Here is a 17,240-nt window from a genome sequence, read left to right as displayed (position 1 = left end):
CTTCCATCAAGCGCCCACACTTATCGGCTGTTAATTTTTAAAGAGCATTCTGCGAGGAACTTCGTGTTTCTCAGCAGCGCTGCGTTTTCAGCAGCAGAGAAGCGAGATTATGAACCGTGTTTCGCAGTTCGTCAACAACTTTTTACACTACATCGTTGCGACTGCGGGGCTCAACTTCCAGGCCAGTTGCGCGCTCCAGACTCCAGCACACCGCCAACCCTGCTTCCCTCTTCCGCGCCGCGTTTCCGTTAGCGCGAAAGAGGCGTGATTCTAAGCACCCGCCCCCGTCTCCGCAAGCCCTTTGTGAAAATATTTTGAAAAAGCCCCCGTGCGCTGGCGCGCACGGGGGCTTGGGGCTCGACGGGCCGGGCAATCATGCAGACGACCGATACCGCCACGTCGCCGGCCAACTACCCCAGCAACTCGATCAGCGGTGCTTGAACACCGGCTTCCGTTTCTCGACGAATGCCGCCATCCCTTCCTTCTGGTCTTCGGTCGCGAACAGCGAATGAAACAGCCGACGCTCGAAGTGGACGCCTTCGGCCAGCGTCGTCTCGTACGCACGGTTCACCGACTCCTTGACCATCATGACCGCCGGCAGCGAAAACTCGGCGATCGTCGCCGCGGCGGCAAGCGCCTCGTCGAGCAGCGTGTCGGCCGGCAGCACGCGAGACACGAGCCCCGCGCGCTCCGCTTCGGCAGCATCCATGAAACGGGCAGTCAGGCACATATCCATCGCCTTCGCCTTCGACACCGCGCGCGGCAGACGCTGAGTGCCGCCCGCACCCGGCATGACACCCAGCTTGATTTCCGGCTGGCCGAACTTGGCCGTGTCCGCTGCAAAAATGATGTCGCACATCATGGCCAGCTCACAACCACCGCCCAGCGCAAAGCCCGAAACCGCCGCAATGATCGGCTTGCGGATCTCACGGACCGTCTCCCAGTTGCGCGTGATGTAGTCGCCCCGGTAGACATCCATATAGGAGTAGGTCGCCATCATGCCGATGTCCGCGCCAGCCGCGAACGCCTTCTCGCTCCCGGTCACGACGATCGCGCCGATGCCATCGTCCGCATCGAACGCCTTCAGCGCGTCGCCCAGCTCATCCATCAGTGCATCGTTCAGCGCATTCAGCGCCTTCGGGCGGTTCAGCGTAACCAGCCCGACACGCCCCCGGGTCTCCACCAGGATGTTCTCGTAAGCCATCTATTTCTCCTCGATCAATGAAATGAGAAACGCCTCGCACATGCGAATAGTTTGATGCTACCATTCTCCGACCAACCGGTCGGTTAATTAATCGATCCAACCCCTCTCAACGTCCATCAGGCTGCCGCCATGACCCATGCACTGTTCACGAAGCACGAAGACACGCTGAAACACGCACTCGCCGCCATCGAGAGCCGCGGGTACTGGAGCCCGTTCGCCGAAATGCCAAGTCCCAAAGTGTACGGGGAAAGCGCGAACGCAGATGGTGAGGCCGCGTTCAAGTCGCACCTCGACAAGACGTTCGCGCTCGACCAGCCGGCGTCCGGAGAAACGGTCGGCGCAGAGCGGTCGCCGTACGGCATTGCACTGGGCATCCGGTATCCGAAGTCGACGCCCGACGAACTGATCGCCGCCGCTGCCGCAGCACAACGCTCGTGGCGCGAAGCCGGCCCAAGCGCCTGGATCGGCGTCAGTCTCGAAATCCTCGCGCGCCTGAATCGCGCCAGCTTCGAAATCGCCTACAGCGTGATGCACACCACGGGACAGGCATTCATGATGGCGTTCCAGGCCGGCGGCCCGCACGCACAAGATCGTGCGCTCGAAGCAGTCGCCTATGCATGGGACGAACTGCGCCGCATCCCGGCCGACGCGCACTGGGAAAAACCGCAAGGCAAGAACCCGCCGCTCGCGATGCACAAGCGCTACACGATCGTCCCGCGCGGCACCGGGCTCGTGCTCGGCTGCTGCACCTTCCCGACCTGGAACGGCTATCCCGGCCTGTTCGCCGATCTCGCAACCGGCAACACCGTGATCGTCAAGCCGCATCCGGGCGCGATCCTGCCGCTCGCCATCACCGTCCGGATCGCTCGCGACGTGCTACGCGAAGCCGGTTTCGATCCGAACGTCGTCACGCTCCTCGCGACCGAACCCAACGACGGCGCACTCGTCCAGGATCTCGCGCTGCGCCCCGAGATCAAGCTGATCGACTTCACCGGCAGCACGCAAAACGGCACGTGGCTCGAACGCCATGCCCACCAGGCACAGGTCTATACAGAGAAGGCTGGCGTCAACCAGATCGTGATCGACTCGACCGACGACCTGAAGGCCGTCGCCAAGAACATCGCGTTCTCGCTAGCGCTGTACTCCGGCCAGATGTGCACGGCACCGCAGAACATCTACGTGCCGCGCGACGGCATCCGGACGGCGGACGGCCATGCGAGCTTCGACGAGGTCGCACAAGCCATCGCCGTTGCCGTGCAAAAACTCACCGGCGACCCGGCACGCTCGGTCGAACTGATCGGCGCAATCCAGAACGAAAGCGTGACCGCACGCATCGACAACGCCCGCGAGCTCGGCCGCGTGCTCGCCGATAGCCTGACCCTCCAGCACCCTGCGTTCCCCGATGCCCGCGTGCGCACGCCGCTCGTGCTGCAACTCGACGTGGCCGATCGCGAGAAATTCACGCAGGAATGGTTCGGCCCGATCTCGTTCGTGATCGCGACCGACTCGACCACGCAGTCGCTCGACCTCGCCGGGGAAATCGCGGCCGAACATGGCGCGCTGACCCTCTCCGTCTACAGCACCGACGACGCGATCGTCGACGCCGCCCACGACGCGGCGGTACGCGGTGGCGTCGCATTGTCGATCAACCTGACGGGCGGCGTGTTCGTGAACCAGTCTGCCGCGTTCTCGGATTTCCACGGCACGGGCGCGAATCCGGCAGCCAACGCGGCGTTGGCCGACCCGGCGTTCGTCGCCAACCGGTTCCGTGTAGTGCAAAGCCGCGTCCATGTTGCGCCGAAAGCAGCCCCCGTGGAAGCCGGTCAACCGGTATAACCCGAATGGCCGACGTGCAAACGCCGCCACGTTCTCTACCATGAACGAATCCGCCACCCGGCGGGTTCGTTGCTCATCGATACGCCCATGACAGACGCCTTTATCTGCGACGCGATTCGCACTCCCATCGGCCGCTACGGCGGCGCCCTGAAAGACGTCCGTGCCGACGACCTCGGTGCGGTGCCGCTCAAGGCGCTCGTCGAGCGCAACCGTGACGTCGACTGGACGGCAATCGACGATGTGATCTACGGTTGCGCGAACCAGGCCGGCGAGGACAACCGCAACGTCGCGCGCATGTCGGCGTTGCTCGCGGGTCTGCCGACCGACGTGCCCGGCACGACGCTGAACCGGCTGTGCGGCTCCGGGATGGACGCGGTCGGCACCGCCGCGCGCGCGATCAAGGCCGGCGAGGCGCGTCTGATGATCGCGGGCGGCGTCGAGAGCATGACGCGTGCGCCGTTCGTGATGGGCAAGGCCCCGAGCGCGTTCGCACGCCAGGCCGACATCTTCGACACGACGATCGGCTGGCGCTTCATCAATCCCCTGATGAAACAGCTTTATGGCGTCGATTCGATGCCCGAGACGGCCGAAAACGTCGCAGTCGACTACAACATCAGCCGCGCCGACCAGGATCTGTTCGCGCTGCGCAGCCAGCAGAAGGCCGCGCGTGCGCAGCAGGACGGGACGCTCGCTGGCGAAATCGTCGCGGTCACGATTCCGCAGAAGAAAGGCGATCCGGTGGTCGTCTCGCGCGACGAGCATCCGCGCGAGACTTCGCTCGAAGCGCTCGCGAAGCTGAAGGGCGTCGTGCGCCCGGACGGCTCGGTGACGGCCGGCAACGCCTCGGGTGTCAACGACGGTGCGTGCGCGCTGCTGCTCGCCAATGCGCAGGCAGCCGACCAGTACGGCCTGCGCCGCCGCGCACGCGTCATCGGCATGGCGACAGCCGGCGTCGCGCCGCGCGTGATGGGCATCGGCCCCGGGCCGGCCACGCAAAAACTGCTGCATCAGCTCGGCATGACCATCGATCAGTTCGACGTGATCGAGCTGAACGAGGCGTTCGCGTCCCAAGGTCTCGCGGTGCTGCGCATGCTCGGCGTCGCCGACGACGATCCGCGCGTGAACCCGAACGGCGGTGCGATCGCGCTGGGACATCCGCTCGGCGCATCGGGCGCCCGGCTCGTGACCACGGCGCTCCACCAACTCGAGCGTACGGGCGGCCGCTTTGCGCTCTGTACGATGTGCATCGGCGTCGGCCAGGGCATCGCACTTGCGATCGAACGCGTGTAACCGACGCATAGCGCGCCTATAACGAAGTCATGAAGGAGACACTGCATGTCCTATCAGGCGATTCAGCTGGAAATCGATCAGGCCTCGAACGTAGCCACGATTACCCTCAACCGCCCCGATAAGCTGAACAGCTTTACGCGGGCGATGCATCGCGAGTTGCAGTCGGCACTCGATGATGTCGAGGCGGCCGGCGCGCGCGCGCTGATCCTGACAGGTGCGGGGCGCGGCTTCTGCGCGGGCCAGGACCTGGCCGATCTCGACTTCACGCCGGGTGCGTCCACCGATCTCGGCGCGCTGATCGACGAGCACTTCAATCCCCTGATCCGCCGCCTGCAGCGTCTGCCGATTCCGGTGATCGCCGCCGTCAACGGCACGGCGGCCGGTGCCGGTGCGAACCTCGCGCTCGCCTGCGATCTCGTGTTCGCCGCCCGCTCGAGCAGCTTCATCCAGGCCTTCGTCAAGATCGGTCTCGTGCCCGATTCGGGCGGCACGTGGTTCCTGCCGCAACGCGTCGGCATGGCACGCGCGCTGGGGCTCGCGCTGACCGGCGACAAGCTCGGCGCCGAACAGGCCGAGCAATGGGGATTGATCTGGCGCGCGGTCGACGACGACGCGCTCGCTGCGTCAGCCCGCCAGCTCGCCACCCAGCTCGCGCAGCAGCCGACGCTCGCGATCGCATCGATCAAGCAGTCGATGCGTGCCAGTGTCACGAACACGCTCGACCAGCAACTCGACATGGAACGCGACCTGCAGCGCAGGCTCGGCCAGTCGCACGACTACGCAGAAGGCGTGAAGGCATTCATCGAGAAGCGCGCGCCGCGCTTCGAGGGGCGTTGACATGACGAACGCCACTGCCACGCTCGACCCCGATGCGCTCGCCCGCGCCACCGCGCGGGCCATGTACGATGCCGACGCATGCAGCCGTGCGTTCGGGATGGAAATCGCCGAAGTACGCGCCGGCTACGCGCGCCTGCAGATGCGCGTGCGGCCCGAATTCCTGAACGGGCATCAGACCTGCCACGGCGGAATCATCTTCACGCTGGCCGATTCGACATTCGCGTTCGCGTGTAACTCGTACAACGTGAATACCGTCGCGGCCGGCTGCTCGATCGAATTCCTGCGCCCCGTGCACGGCGATGACGTGCTGACGGCCGAGGCGATCGAGCAGGCGCGCGCCGGCCGCCAAGGCATCTACGACATCCGCGTCACGAACCAGACCGGCGAAACCGTCGCGATGTTTCGCGGCAAATCCGCCCAGATCAAGGGCACGGTCATCCCGGAAGACCGCTGACGTCGACGGCTCGCACATAACAAACACTGGAGACATGCATGACTACCCCGCTACCGCTCGAGCCGATCGAGACCGCCTCACGCGACGAGCTGACCGCGCTGCAGCTCGAGCGCCTCAAGTGGTCGCTCCGGCATGCGTATGACCACTGCCCCGTCTATCGTCGCAAGTTCGACGACGCGGATGTCCATCCGGACGACCTGAAGACGCTCGCCGACCTGTCGCGCTTCCCGTTCACGACGAAGAGCGACCTGCGCGACAGTTACCCGTTCGGGATGTTCGCGGTGCCGCAGGACCAGATCTCGCGCATTCATGCGTCGTCGGGCACGACCGGCAAGCCGACGGTCGTCGGCTATACGGCCCGCGACATCGACACGTGGGCGAATCTCGTCGCGCGCTCGATCCGCGCCGCCGGTGCGCGCCGCGGCGACAAGGTGCACGTCAGCTACGGCTATGGCTTGTTCACGGGCGGGCTTGGCGCGCACTACGGTGCCGAACGCGCAGGGCTGACCGTGATCCCGTTCGGTGGCGGCCAGACCGAGAAGCAGGTGCAGCTGATCCAGGATTTCCGACCCGACATCATCATGGTCACGCCGAGCTACATGCTGTCGATCGCCGACGAAATCGAGCGCCAGGGTCTCGATCCCGTGCAGAGTTCGCTGCGCATCGGCATCTTCGGCGCGGAACCCTGGACCAACGACATGCGCGTCGCGATCGAGCAGCGGATGGGCATCGATGCGGTCGACATTTACGGGCTGTCCGAAGTGATGGGCCCCGGCGTCGCGTCCGAATGCGTCGAGACCAAGGACGGCCCGACCATCTGGGAAGACCACTTCTATCCGGAAATCATCGACCCCGAAACCGGCGAAGTGCTTCCGGACGGCGAACTCGGCGAGCTCGTGTTCACGTCGCTGACGAAGGAGGCGCTGCCGATCGTCCGCTACCGGACCCGCGACCTCACGCGGCTGTTGCCCGGCACTGCCCGCACGATGCGCCGGATGGAGAAGATCACCGGGCGCTCGGACGACATGATGATCGTGCGCGGCGTCAACGTGTTCCCGACGCAAATCGAGGAGCAGTTGCTCAAGCAGCACGCGCTCGCCCCGCACTATCAGATCGTGCTGACGAAGGAAGGCCCGCTCGACGTGATGACGCTCAATGTCGAGCCTTGCCCCGAGACAGCACCCGATACGGCGGCGATCCATGCGGCAAAACAGGCGCTCGCCTACGACATCAAGTCGCTGATCGGCGTGACGGCCGTGATCAACGTGCTGCCCGTGAACGGGATCGAGCGGTCGGTCGGCAAGGCGCGACGCGTCGTCGACAAGCGCAGGGGCTGACGAAAGTCGCTGCGCGTGAATGACGCGCGGTGAATCCGTGGCTGCAAATGAAACAACCCGATCGGCCAACACCGATCGGGCTGTTTCATTCCGGGATGCATTTGGGCATCCGCCGACGCAACAAGCGCATCACGAAATCTGACACTGCACGTCCGCCCTCACGATCAGAGCAACGTGCCCCACGCGCACAGCCGCTTCTACGAATGCAGCGTCTGCCGCATCGGCGGTGACCCGAGGAACCCCAGCCACCCGCGCCGCGTCACATCACGAATTCGGGAACAGCAGCCACATCCGGCCGACCTGCTTCATCCGCCCAGCCTGATCGCCTGCATCGTCGCCGAGCCCCCAGAAATAGTCGGCCCGCACGCCGCCCTTGATCGCGGAGCCCGTATCCTGCGCGAACACGAGCCGGTTCATCGGCGTATTCGTCAGCGGGCGCGTCGTCTGCAGGAACACGGGCGTGCCAAGCGGGATCGACGACGGGTCGACGGCGATCGAACGCTCCGGCGTCAGCGGCACGCCCAACGCGCCGATCGGGCCGTCCGCACCGCCGTGCGGTGCATCTTCCTTGGTCGGCATGTCGCGGAAGAACACGAACCGCGGGTTCGTGTCGAGCAACGCGTCGACCCGGGTCGGGTTCGCCTTTGCCCACGCCTTGATGCCCTGCATCGTCGCCTGAGCGGGCGTCAGCTCGCCACGATCGAGCAGCCACTTGCCGATCGAGCGGTACGGCTGGTTGTTGGTGCCGCCGAAGCCGACCCGCATCACCGAACCGTCGTCGAGCAGCACGCGCCCCGAGCCCTGCACCTGCAGGAAGAACGCTTCGATCGGGTCGTCGACCCACACGAGTTCGTTGCCGTTCAGGATGCCGGCGCGTTCGAGCTGCGCGCGTGCCGGGAGCGCGGCGCCCGCGCGATAACCGGCCGGCCAGCGGTAGAGCGCGTACTGATACGGACCGCGACGCACGCGCGAACCGTGCAGCAGCGGCTCGTAATAGCCGGTCACGAGCCCGTCGAGCGTACCGTCGGTGTTCGCGAGCTGGAACGGCGTGAAATACGTTTCGAAGAACGTGCGTGCACTGCTGACGTCGAGCTCGTCGAGCCTGTCGGCGGCCGCGCACGCGCGTGCCCAGGCCGGCTGGCGCGCGAGCCGCACGCAGTTCTGCCGCAGCGCGGCGGTTGCGCCGAGCAGCGAATCGTCCTGCCAGCCCGGCACCTGCTGCCACGCGACCGGCGTGAGCCGCTTCGCGGCAACCTGGCCCGGCACGATCGCCGCGCCGGTCGGCGGTTTCAGCGACGACGTCCGCGTCGGCGCGCCACCGCACGCCGCCAGCAGCGCCGCCGCGGCTGCAGCCGCAACCCACCCGGCCACCCGGGGCCCAAACCACATACAATGTCCGTTCTTGATGGAAACCGCCATGTCAGATTTTCTCGACCAATATCCGATGCTCATCTTCGCGCTCGAAGCCTTCGTAGCGCTCGCCCTGCTGATCTTCATCGTCGTGTGGACGTCGTCGGGCAGAAAGAAGCACACCCGCAAGCCGCGCTAACACCCTGACGCACGCCGCACGCTCAATGCAGCGTGCGCGGCATGTGCAGGGCGAACTCGTCGACCGGCGCCTCGAAGCGCTCGCCGTCCTCCGCCACGCAGAAGTACGCGCCACGCATCGTGCCGACCGGTGTCGCGATCACGGCCCAGCTCGTGTACTCGAAGTGCTCGCCCGGCTGCAGCAGCGGCTGGTGCCCGACGACGCCGAGCCCCTTCACTTCCTGCACGTGGTTCTCGCTGTCCGTGATGATCCAGTGACGCGCGATCAGCTGTGCCGCGACCTGCCCGGTGTTGCGGATCGTCAGCGTGTACGCGAATGCGTATTGACGGCGATCGGGGTCGGATTGTTCCGGCAAGTAGCTGGTTTTCACCGAAACGGTGAATTGATACTGACTCATGGTGTTTCCGCTGGAAGATGACTGCCCGTGCCGGCATGGGCAACGGGGCCGCGGGCGCGCCGCATTGGTTCGGCATTCTATGCGCAATCCGGCCTCGACCGCACGGCCTGCGGCCGCGCACCGGGTCGCCGGACGGTAGAATGGCGGTTTTGCGCCGCAACGTCCCCGCTCCCCTGCCATGACCCAATTCCGCATCGCTCCCAGCATCCTGTCGGCCGATTTCGCACGGCTCGGCGAAGAAGTCCGCAACGTGGTCGCCGCCGGCGCCGACTGGATCCACTTCGACGTGATGGACAATCATTACGTGCCGAACCTGACCATCGGCCCGCTCGTGTGCGAAGCGATCCGCCCGCACGTGCAGGTGCCGATCGACGTGCACCTGATGGTACGCCCGGTCGACCGGATCGTGCCCGATTTTGCGAAGGCCGGTGCCAACCTGATCAGCTTCCACCCGGAAGGCTCCGATCACATCGACCGCACGCTGTCGCTGATCCGCGACCACGGCTGCAAGGCCGGCCTCGTGTTCAACCCGGCCACGCCGCTGAACTACCTCGACCACGTGATGGACCGCCTCGACTTCGTGCTGCTGATGTCGGTCAACCCGGGTTTCGGCGGCCAGTCGTTCATTCCGGAAACGCTGAACAAGCTGCGCGAAGCACGCGCACGCATCGACGCGTACACCGAGCGCACCGGCCGCGAGATCCTGCTCGAAGTCGACGGCGGCGTGAAGACCGACAACATCGCGGAAATCGCGGCGGCCGGCGCCGACACCTTCGTCGCGGGTTCGGCGATCTTCGGCAAGCCCGACTACCGCAAGGTGATCGACGAGATGCGCGCCGCGCTCGCTACCGTCGAGCGGAGCTGACGCCGTGGCCGACTCGTCGCTCACCGGCCATGCGCCGGCCGGAGCCGCACCGGAAGCCGCTCCGATCCGCTTCGCCACGTCGCGCAGCATCGACGCGGCGCTGATCGATCTCGACGGCACCATGGTCGATACGGCCGACGATTTCACGGCCGGCCTGAACGGGATGCTCGCGCAGCTCGGCGCGCCAGCCACGTCGCGCGACGAGGTGATCGGCTACGTCGGCAAGGGCTCCGAACACCTGATCCAGAGCGTGCTGAAGCCGCGCTTCGCAGCCGACGAGGCGCACGCGCGCTTTGACGCCGCGCTCGCGATCTACCAGACCGAGTACGCGAAGATCAACGGCCGCCACACACGCCTCTACCCGGACGTGGCCGCCGGTCTCGACGCGTTGCGCGCAGCCGGCATCCGGCTCGCGTGCGTGACGAACAAGCCGCATCGCTTCGCGGTCGAGCTGCTCGAGCAATACGGGCTGGCCGATTGCTTCGGCATCGTGCTCGGCGGCGACAGCGTCGCGCGCAAGAAGCCCGATCCGCTGCCGATGCTGACGGCCTGCAACGCGCTCGGCGTCGCACCGGATGTGGCAGTCGCGATCGGCGACTCGGAAAACGATGCGCTGGCAGGCCGCGCGGCCGGGATGGCGACGCTGACGGTGCCGTACGGCTACAACCATGGCAAAGCTATACAAACGATAAATTCGGATGGTATAGTCGATTCGTTGCTGGTCGCAGCTCGCGCGATCTCCGCGCACAACGCCGGCCGGCCAACCTTCTGATCATTTCTTCCATCTGCATGTTTCTGAATAAAAAACGGAGTCTGAGCAGCATCGACCGGGGAGCCTGGCCCTGGCGTCGCTGGTCGCGCTAACCTCTTCGATGAGGTACGCTGAAGCACGTCTTCAGCGCCGTTTTTTATCTCGCTGCGCATCCGCGCGCCGATCGTCGCACCACCTCGAGTTCTACCGCGTCCGAACGCTTGCGTTCAGGCACGGCCGCAGGCTCGCGACGTTCACGCCCGGAGTGCCGGCCGGCAACAGGCACTTCTCGATCGACCGCCCTTTCGCCGACGGCAACCCGCGCAGCGTCAAGTGATCCCTGGCGCACGCGCCGCTCGTCCCGAACAGGACCGGAACATGACCGAACTCGAATTTCAATCGCTCGCGAACGAAGGCTACAACCGCATCCCGCTGATCGCGGAAGCCCTCGCCGATCTCGAAACGCCGCTGTCCCTCTACCTGAAGCTGGCCCAGCCCGAACGCTCGGGCGCCAACTCGTTCCTGCTCGAATCGGTGGTCGGCGGCGAACGCTTCGGCCGCTATTCGTTCATCGGCCTGCCCGCCCGTACGCTCGTGCGGACCCGCAACGGCGTGTCGGAAGTCGTGCGCGACGGCCAGGTCGTCGAGACGCATGACGGCGACCCGTTCCAGTTCATCGAATCGTTCCAGGCGCGCTTCAAGGTCGCGCAGCGCCCGGGCCTGCCGCGCTTCTGCGGCGGTCTCGCCGGCTATTTCGGCTACGACGCGGTGCGCTACATCGAGAAGAAGCTCGCGAACACCGCACCGCGCGACGATCTCGGCCTGCCCGACATCCAGTTGCTGCTGACCGAGGAAGTCGCGGTCATCGACAACCTCGCCGGCAAGCTGTACCTGATCATCTACGCGGACCCGAGCCAGGCCGAAGCCTATACGAAGGCGAAACAGCGCCTGCGCGAACTGAAGCAACGCCTGCGCACGACCGTGCAGCCGCCGGTTACGTCGGCAAGCGTGCGCACCGAGACGTTCCGCGAGTTCAAGAAGGACGACTATCTGGCCGCCGTGCGCCAGGCGAAGGAATACATCGCGGCCGGCGAGCTGATGCAGATCCAGGTCGGCCAGCGTCTGACGAAGCCGTACCGCGACAATCCGCTGTCGCTGTATCGCGCGCTGCGTTCGCTGAACCCGTCGCCGTACATGTACTACTACAACTTCGGCGATTTCCACGTGGTCGGCGCATCGCCGGAAATCCTCGTGCGCCAGGAAAAGCGGGGCGAAGACCAGATCGTCACGATCCGCCCGCTCGCCGGCACGCGCCCGCGCGGCAACACGCCCGAGCGCGATGCGGAACTCGCGACCGAGCTGCTCAACGATCCGAAGGAGATCGCCGAGCACGTGATGCTGATCGACCTCGCGCGCAACGACGTCGGCCGCATCGCGGAAATCGGCTCGGTGCACGTGACCGACCAGATGGTCATCGAGAAATACTCGCACGTGCAGCACATCGTCAGCTCGGTCGAAGGCAAGCTGAAGCCCGGCATGACGAACTACGACGTGCTGCGCGCGACGTTCCCGGCTGGCACGCTGTCCGGCGCGCCGAAGGTCCGTGCGATGGAACTGATCGACGAGCTCGAGCCGGTCAAGCGCGGGCTGTACGGCGGCGCCGTCGGCTACCTGTCGTTCTCGGGCGAGATGGATCTCGCGATCGCGATCCGCACGGGCCTGATCCACAACGGCAACCTGTACGTGCAAGCGGCGGCCGGCGTCGTCGCGGATTCGGTGCCCGAATCCGAATGGCAAGAGACCGAGAACAAGGCGCGCGCGGTGCTGCGTGCGGCCGAACAGGTCCAGGACGGCCTCGATAGCGACTTCTGACCGGAGACTGACCATGCTGCTCATGATCGACAACTACGACTCGTTTACCTACAACCTGGTCCAGTACTTCGGCGAACTCGGCGAGGACGTGCGCACCTACCGCAACGATGAAATCACGCTCGACGAAATCGCGCGCCTGAATCCCGATGCGATCTGCCTGTCGCCCGGCCCGAGCAACCCACAGCACGCGGGCATCACGCTCGACGTGCTGAAGGAATTCGCGGGCAGGAAGCCGATCCTCGGCGTGTGCCTCGGCCATCAGGCGATCGGCGAGGCCTTCGGCGGCCGCGTCGTGCGCGCGAAGACCATCATGCACGGCAAGGTGAGCAAGATCGAAACCGACTGCCGCGGCGTGTTCGCCGACCTGCCGAAGCACTTCGACGTCACGCGCTATCACTCGCTCGCGATCGAGCGCGAATCGCTGCCCGACTGCCTCGAGGTGTCCGCCTGGACCGACGACGGCGAAATCATGGGCGTGCGCCACAAGACGCTGCCGATCGAAGGCGTGCAGTTCCACCCGGAATCGATCCTGTCCGAGCATGGCCATGCGCTGCTCGAGAATTTCCTGAAACAGGCCCGCGCCGCGGCCGCGCAAGCCGCCTGACGGGAGCCTCACGATGACGATTACCCCGCAGGAAGCGCTGCAGCGCACGATCGAACACCGCGAAATCTTCCACGACGAGATGCTGCACCTGATGCGGCTGATCATGCGCGGCGACATGTCGCCCGTGATGGCGGCCGCGATCATCACCGGGTTGCGCGTGAAGAAGGAGACGATCGGCGAGATCGCCGCCGCCGCGACCGTGATGCGCGAATTCGCGAACCACGTCGAGGTGCAGGACAATTCGAACTTCGTCGACATCGTCGGCACCGGCGGCGACGGCTCGCACACGTTCAACATCTCGACCGCGTCGATGTTCGTCACGGCCGCGGCCGGCGCGAAAGTCGCGAAGCACGGCAACCGCGGCGTATCGAGCAAGTCCGGCAGCGCCGACGTGCTCGAGGCGCTCGGCGTGAACATCGACCTGCAGTCCGACCAGGTTGCCGCGTCGATCGCCGAAACGGGCATGGGCTTCATGTTCGCGCCGAACCATCACCCGGCGATGAAGAACATCGCGGCCGTGCGCCGCGAGCTCGGCGTGCGCACGATCTTCAACATCCTCGGCCCGCTGACCAACCCGGCCGGTGCGCCGAACCAGCTGATGGGCGTGTTCCACCCCGACCTCGTCGGCATCCAGGTGCGCGTGATGCAGCGCCTGGGCGCGCAGCACGTGCTGGTCGTGTACGGCAAGGACGGGATGGACGAGGTATCGCTTGGCGCGGCAACGCTCGTCGGCGAGCTGCGCGACGGCAAGGTGCACGAATACGAGATCCATCCGGAAGACTTCGGCCTGCAGATGGTGTCGAACCGCACGCTGAAGGTCGAAAATGCCGACGAATCGCGCACGATGCTGCTCGGCGCGCTGGACAACCAGCCGGGCGTCGCGCGCGAGATCGTCACGCTGAACGCCGGCACCGCGCTCTATGCGGCGAACGTCGCCGAGTCGATCGCGGACGGCATCCAGCTCGCCCGCGAAGCGATCGCGAGCGGCAAGGCCCGCGCCAAAGTCGACGAACTCGTGCGCTTCACGCAGCAGTTCAAGCGCTGACTCCCCTTACGAATCAAGCAGGAATCCACATGAGCGACATTCTCGACCGAATCATCGCCGTCAAGCGCGAAGAAGTCGCGGCGGCCATGCGCAGCGCGCCGCTCGAGGCACTGAAACTGGAAGCGTCCGCGCGCGACCTGCGCGACTTCGTCGGCGCATTGCGCGCGAAGCATGCGGCCGGCCACGCGGCCGTGATTTCCGAAATCAAGAAGGCCAGCCCGTCGAAGGGCGTGCTGCGCGAGAATTTCGTGCCGGCCGACATCGCGCGTTCGTATGCAGCGCACGGCGCCGCGTGCCTGTCGGTGCTGACCGACGAGCAGTTCTTCCAGGGCAGCGCCCGCTATCTCGAACAAGCGCGCGCGGCCTGCGAGCTGCCGGTGCTGCGCAAGGACTTCATCGTCGACGCGTACCAGATCATCGAAGCGCGCGCGATGGGTGCCGACGCGATCCTGCTGATCGCCGCCGCACTCGACACGCCGCTGATGCAGGATCTCGAAGCGTATGCGCACTCGCTCGGCCTCGCGGTGCTGGTCGAAGTACACGACCGCAACGAGATGGAGCAGGCGCTGACGCTCAAGACGCCGCTGCTCGGCATCAACAACCGCAATCTGCGCACGTTCGAGACGTCGATCCAGACCACGCTCGACATGCTCGACATGATTCCGGCGGACCGGATCGTCGTGACCGAATCCGGCATCCTGTCGCGCACCGACGTCGACACGATGCGTGCGGCAAACGTGAACACGTTCCTCGTCGGCGAGGCGTTCATGCGCGCCGAGCAGCCGGGCGAGGAACTCGCACGGATGTTCTTCTGATGGCGATCGAAAAGGAAATCAAGCTTGCGCTGCCGGCCGGCCAGGCCGACGCCGCGCGACGCTTCTTCGAGACGCTGACCGGCGAACCCGGTCGCGACATCACGCTCGCGAACGTCTATTACGACACGCCCGATCTCGCGCTGGCCCGCTCGAAGAGCGCGGTGCGCGTGCGCCGCACGCCGCAAGGCTGGCTGCAGACGTTCAAGACGGTCGGCAGCGCGGAAGGCGGCCTGCATCGCCGCCACGAGTGGGAGCTGCCGGTCGCCGGCGACGCGCTCGAAATCGACGCGCTCGTCGCGGCCTGCGACGTGCCGGAAGCCGCCGCCGCGCTGAATGACGCGGCCGGCTCGCTGTCGGCGCTGTTTCGCACGGATTTTTCGCGTACGCTGTGGCGCATCGCAATCGGCGGCGCAACCGTCGAAGCCGCGGTGGACCTCGGCGAGATCGTCGTCCAGGCGGAACACGAAACGCGCCGCGAACCGATCAGCGAAATCGAACTCGAACTGATCGACGGCCCGGAGGCGGCGCTCGCAACGCTCGCCGCCGAATTGCAGCAAGCGCTGCCGGGCCTCGTTCCCGAAAACATCAGCAAGGCGCAGCGCGGCTACCGGCTGCGCGCGCAATAACCCGCATCACGCATGGCAACCCGCAAGACTTCCCGCGCGCCGCAACAGGCGTCGCTGTTCGATGATCCCGTGCCGGAAACGGCACCGGCCGATACCCCGTCCCCGGCGCCCGAAGCGCCCGCGGCCGGACGCAAGCCCGCAAAGAAAGCCGCGGCTCCGGCTGCGGCCCCGACGGCACCGCAGCCCGTTGCCGCCGACGTCCCGCACCTCGCCGCGCAATTCGACGCGCTGCCGCCCGTCTGGCGCGACGTGCTGAAACCCTTTACCGACAGCGACGCGTATGCGCCGCTGTGCCGCTTCGTCGATGACGAGCGTGCGGCCGGCAAGACGGTCTACCCGACCGACGTGTTCCGCGCGCTGCGCCTGACGAGCCCGGACGACGTAAAAGTCGTGATCCTCGGCCAGGACCCGTACCACGGCGACGATCGCGGCACGCCGCAGGCGCACGGGCTCGCGTTCTCGGTGCCGCCGGCCGTGCGCACGCCGCCGTCGCTGCGCAACATCTTCAAGGAAATCGCCGCGAACTTCGGCCACGACACGCCGCGCCATGGCTGCCTCGACACCTGGGCGCGCCAGGGCGTACTGCTGCTCAACACGGTGCTGACGGTCGAGCGCGGGGCCGCCGCGAGCCATGCGAAGCGCGGTTGGGAGCAGTGCACGGACACGCTGATCCGCGAACTCGCCGGCCGCCATCAGGGGCTCGTCTTCATGCTGTGGGGCGCCCACGCGCAGGCGAAGCGCGCGCTGTTCGACGCCAGCGCGCACTGCGTGCTCGAGGCGCCGCATCCGTCGCCGCTGTCCGCGCACCGCGGCTTCCTCGGCTGCCGCCATTTCGCGCTCGCGAACGACTATCTGGTCGAGGCAGGCCGCGAACCGATCGACTGGCGCCTGCCTGAAGTGGCGGAAACGCTCGCGTAACCGCCGCGCCGCCGTTCGTTCGCCACGCCAGCCGGCATGCAAAAACGCCGCGCCCCTTTCGGGTCGCGGCGTTTTTTTATCGGGCGATGCGGCGGGTGCGGCGCACCCGCATCGACCTTACGCGGCGGCGATCGCTTCGCGTGCGCCAGCCAGCGCTGCGCTTTGCGCATCCGCGCCGAGGTTCAGGCCTTCCGCGAAGATGAAGTTCACGTCGGTCATGCCGACGAAGCCGAGGAACGTACGCAGGTACGGGGTCTGGCTGTCGTTCGGCGTACCGGCGTACTTGCCGCCACGGGCCGTCACCACGTGAACCTTCTTGCCCTTGATCAGACCTTCCGGACCGTTCTCGGTGTAGCGGAACGTTACGCCTGCACGTGCGATCCAGTCGAAGTACGTCTTCAGTTGCGAGGAGATGCCGAAGTTGTACATCGGTGCGCCGATCACGATGATGTCGGCAGCTTGCAGTTCGGCGATCAGTGCATCGCTCTTCGCGACGATCGCATTCTGTTCCGCGGTGCGCTTGTCGGCCGGCGTGAAGAACGCGCCGAGCACCGATTCGTCGAGGTGCGGCAGCGCGTCGGCCAGCAGGTCGCGAACCACGACGTTCGCGCCGGGGTTCGATTGTTGCAGCTTTGCCGTCAGTTCGTTGGCCAGCAGCGTGGATTGCGCACCTTGCGAACGCGCGGCGGAATTGATTTGCAGAATGGTCGTCATGTCAGGCTCCAGTAGGGTTGCGCTTGGGTAGCGCGAGTGACGCCATTGTGCGTGGCCGCACGACCGCGAAAAAGCGGGTTCAGGGCGACGGATTGTTGCAGCAGCAGAACAATCGTTGATCGCGCC

Annotated in this window: 18 protein-coding genes; 14 read left to right on the top strand and 4 right to left on the bottom strand. The window is 66.0% G+C overall.

Going from position 1 to position 17,240, the window contains the following annotated elements; genetic code table 11:
* Positions 1–427: 427 nt before the first annotated feature.
* On the bottom strand, positions 428–1,204 hold the full coding sequence (locus LGM89_RS34340) for an enoyl-CoA hydratase (RefSeq protein WP_089424403.1): 777 nt from the start codon (positions 1,202–1,204) through the stop codon (positions 428–430).
* Positions 1,205–1,333: 129 nt separating this feature from the next.
* Here LGM89_RS34340 and paaN point away from each other — a divergent pair, with 129 nt between their 5' ends.
* The 5 genes from paaN to paaK all read left to right on the top strand — a co-directional run bounded on the left by paaN (position 1,334) and on the right by paaK (position 6,958).
* Positions 1,334–3,040, top strand: coding sequence for a phenylacetic acid degradation protein PaaN (gene paaN, locus LGM89_RS34335; protein ID WP_089494030.1), 1,707 nt, complete (start codon positions 1,334–1,336; stop codon positions 3,038–3,040).
* Positions 3,041–3,127: 87 nt separating this feature from the next.
* Complete coding sequence (pcaF, locus tag LGM89_RS34330; protein ID WP_226275402.1) at positions 3,128–4,330, top strand: 3-oxoadipyl-CoA thiolase; 1,203 nt, start codon at positions 3,128–3,130, stop codon at positions 4,328–4,330.
* A gap of 45 nt (positions 4,331–4,375) precedes the next feature.
* The gene (gene paaG / locus LGM89_RS34325; protein WP_226207812.1) at positions 4,376–5,167 is read left to right on the top strand and encodes a 2-(1,2-epoxy-1,2-dihydrophenyl)acetyl-CoA isomerase PaaG; all 792 of its coding nucleotides are present in this window, start codon (positions 4,376–4,378) and stop codon (positions 5,165–5,167) included.
* A gap of 1 nt (position 5,168) precedes the next feature.
* Positions 5,169–5,621 carry a hydroxyphenylacetyl-CoA thioesterase PaaI gene (gene paaI / locus LGM89_RS34320; protein ID WP_071335534.1) on the top strand — a complete coding sequence of 151 codons (453 nt, stop codon included), beginning with the start codon at positions 5,169–5,171 and terminating at the stop codon, positions 5,619–5,621.
* Positions 5,622–5,659: 38 nt separating this feature from the next.
* Complete coding sequence (paaK, locus tag LGM89_RS34315) at positions 5,660–6,958, top strand: phenylacetate--CoA ligase PaaK (protein WP_226275400.1); 1,299 nt, start codon at positions 5,660–5,662, stop codon at positions 6,956–6,958.
* A gap of 264 nt (positions 6,959–7,222) precedes the next feature.
* Here paaK and LGM89_RS34310 read toward each other — a convergent pair whose 3' ends face one another.
* Positions 7,223–8,347, bottom strand: a complete 1,125-nt coding sequence (locus tag LGM89_RS34310) for a murein transglycosylase A (protein WP_226275398.1) — start codon at positions 8,345–8,347, stop codon at positions 7,223–7,225.
* Positions 8,348–8,375: 28 nt separating this feature from the next.
* Here LGM89_RS34310 and LGM89_RS37255 point away from each other — a divergent pair, with 28 nt between their 5' ends.
* Positions 8,376–8,507 carry a hypothetical protein gene (locus tag LGM89_RS37255; protein WP_256940834.1) on the top strand — a complete coding sequence of 44 codons (132 nt, stop codon included), beginning with the start codon at positions 8,376–8,378 and terminating at the stop codon, positions 8,505–8,507.
* A gap of 22 nt (positions 8,508–8,529) precedes the next feature.
* Here LGM89_RS37255 and apaG read toward each other — a convergent pair whose 3' ends face one another.
* Positions 8,530–8,904, bottom strand: a complete 375-nt coding sequence (gene apaG / locus LGM89_RS34305) for a Co2+/Mg2+ efflux protein ApaG (protein WP_011350820.1) — start codon at positions 8,902–8,904, stop codon at positions 8,530–8,532.
* A gap of 178 nt (positions 8,905–9,082) precedes the next feature.
* Between apaG and rpe the strand changes: the two genes are divergently transcribed.
* From rpe to LGM89_RS34265, 8 genes are all read left to right on the top strand, one after another.
* Entirely contained in the window at positions 9,083–9,769 is a 687-nt protein-coding gene (gene rpe, locus LGM89_RS34300; protein ID WP_011883156.1) for a ribulose-phosphate 3-epimerase, read from the top strand.
* A gap of 4 nt (positions 9,770–9,773) precedes the next feature.
* Positions 9,774–10,541, top strand: coding sequence for a phosphoglycolate phosphatase (locus LGM89_RS34295; protein ID WP_226275396.1), 768 nt, complete (start codon positions 9,774–9,776; stop codon positions 10,539–10,541).
* 357 nt (positions 10,542–10,898) lie between these two features.
* The gene (gene trpE, locus LGM89_RS34290) at positions 10,899–12,392 is read left to right on the top strand and encodes an anthranilate synthase component I (protein WP_039362349.1); all 1,494 of its coding nucleotides are present in this window, start codon (positions 10,899–10,901) and stop codon (positions 12,390–12,392) included.
* 13 nt (positions 12,393–12,405) lie between these two features.
* Positions 12,406–12,996 carry an aminodeoxychorismate/anthranilate synthase component II gene (locus LGM89_RS34285; protein WP_089472086.1) on the top strand — a complete coding sequence of 197 codons (591 nt, stop codon included), beginning with the start codon at positions 12,406–12,408 and terminating at the stop codon, positions 12,994–12,996.
* A 13-nt stretch (positions 12,997–13,009) separates the two neighbouring features.
* Positions 13,010–14,041 (top strand): anthranilate phosphoribosyltransferase, encoded by a 1,032-nt coding sequence (gene trpD, locus LGM89_RS34280; RefSeq protein ID WP_043191545.1) that lies wholly within the window; start codon positions 13,010–13,012, stop codon positions 14,039–14,041.
* A 29-nt stretch (positions 14,042–14,070) separates the two neighbouring features.
* Positions 14,071–14,856 (top strand): indole-3-glycerol phosphate synthase TrpC, encoded by a 786-nt coding sequence (trpC, locus tag LGM89_RS34275; RefSeq protein ID WP_226275394.1) that lies wholly within the window; start codon positions 14,071–14,073, stop codon positions 14,854–14,856.
* On the top strand, positions 14,856–15,482 hold the full coding sequence (locus tag LGM89_RS34270) for a CYTH domain-containing protein (protein WP_089424394.1): 627 nt from the start codon (positions 14,856–14,858) through the stop codon (positions 15,480–15,482). Before trpC ends, LGM89_RS34270 begins: the two co-directional genes overlap by 1 nt.
* Positions 15,483–15,494: 12 nt before the next feature.
* Positions 15,495–16,400 carry a uracil-DNA glycosylase gene (locus LGM89_RS34265; protein WP_226207815.1) on the top strand — a complete coding sequence of 302 codons (906 nt, stop codon included), beginning with the start codon at positions 15,495–15,497 and terminating at the stop codon, positions 16,398–16,400.
* Between the two features lie 117 nt (positions 16,401–16,517).
* Here LGM89_RS34265 and LGM89_RS34260 read toward each other — a convergent pair whose 3' ends face one another.
* Positions 16,518–17,114 (bottom strand): FMN-dependent NADH-azoreductase, encoded by a 597-nt coding sequence (locus LGM89_RS34260; RefSeq protein ID WP_039362334.1) that lies wholly within the window; start codon positions 17,112–17,114, stop codon positions 16,518–16,520.
* Between the last annotated feature and the right edge of the window lie 126 nt (positions 17,115–17,240).

The sequence above is a fragment of the Burkholderia sp. AU31624 genome, from assembly GCF_020420065.1.
Taxonomy (GTDB): Bacteria; Pseudomonadota; Gammaproteobacteria; order Burkholderiales; family Burkholderiaceae; genus Burkholderia.
This window is presented reverse-complemented; position numbering and strand designations above follow the sequence as displayed.

What these genes read in the sequence shown, in the direction of transcription:
- LGM89_RS34340 (WP_089424403.1), bottom strand. Translation starts at nt 1,204, where the DNA reads ATGGCTTACGAGAACATCCTGGTGGAGACCCGGGGGCGTGTCGGGCTG.
- paaN (WP_089494030.1), top strand. Translation starts at nt 1,334, where the DNA reads ATGACCCATGCACTGTTCACGAAGCACGAAGACACGCTGAAACACGCA.
- pcaF (WP_226275402.1), top strand. Translation starts at nt 3,128, where the DNA reads ATGACAGACGCCTTTATCTGCGACGCGATTCGCACTCCCATCGGCCGC.
- paaG (WP_226207812.1), top strand. Translation starts at nt 4,376, where the DNA reads ATGTCCTATCAGGCGATTCAGCTGGAAATCGATCAGGCCTCGAACGTA.
- paaI (WP_071335534.1), top strand. Translation starts at nt 5,169, where the DNA reads ATGACGAACGCCACTGCCACGCTCGACCCCGATGCGCTCGCCCGCGCC.
- paaK (WP_226275400.1), top strand. Translation starts at nt 5,660, where the DNA reads ATGACTACCCCGCTACCGCTCGAGCCGATCGAGACCGCCTCACGCGAC.
- LGM89_RS34310 (WP_226275398.1), bottom strand. Translation starts at nt 8,347, where the DNA reads ATGTGGTTTGGGCCCCGGGTGGCCGGGTGGGTTGCGGCTGCAGCCGCG.
- LGM89_RS37255 (WP_256940834.1), top strand. Translation starts at nt 8,376, where the DNA reads ATGTCAGATTTTCTCGACCAATATCCGATGCTCATCTTCGCGCTCGAA.
- apaG (WP_011350820.1), bottom strand. Translation starts at nt 8,904, where the DNA reads ATGAGTCAGTATCAATTCACCGTTTCGGTGAAAACCAGCTACTTGCCG.
- rpe (WP_011883156.1), top strand. Translation starts at nt 9,083, where the DNA reads ATGACCCAATTCCGCATCGCTCCCAGCATCCTGTCGGCCGATTTCGCA.
- trpE (WP_039362349.1), top strand. Translation starts at nt 10,899, where the DNA reads ATGACCGAACTCGAATTTCAATCGCTCGCGAACGAAGGCTACAACCGC.
- LGM89_RS34285 (WP_089472086.1), top strand. Translation starts at nt 12,406, where the DNA reads ATGCTGCTCATGATCGACAACTACGACTCGTTTACCTACAACCTGGTC.
- trpD (WP_043191545.1), top strand. Translation starts at nt 13,010, where the DNA reads ATGACGATTACCCCGCAGGAAGCGCTGCAGCGCACGATCGAACACCGC.
- trpC (WP_226275394.1), top strand. Translation starts at nt 14,071, where the DNA reads ATGAGCGACATTCTCGACCGAATCATCGCCGTCAAGCGCGAAGAAGTC.
- LGM89_RS34270 (WP_089424394.1), top strand. Translation starts at nt 14,856, where the DNA reads ATGGCGATCGAAAAGGAAATCAAGCTTGCGCTGCCGGCCGGCCAGGCC.
- LGM89_RS34265 (WP_226207815.1), top strand. Translation starts at nt 15,495, where the DNA reads ATGGCAACCCGCAAGACTTCCCGCGCGCCGCAACAGGCGTCGCTGTTC.
- LGM89_RS34260 (WP_039362334.1), bottom strand. Translation starts at nt 17,114, where the DNA reads ATGACGACCATTCTGCAAATCAATTCCGCCGCGCGTTCGCAAGGTGCG.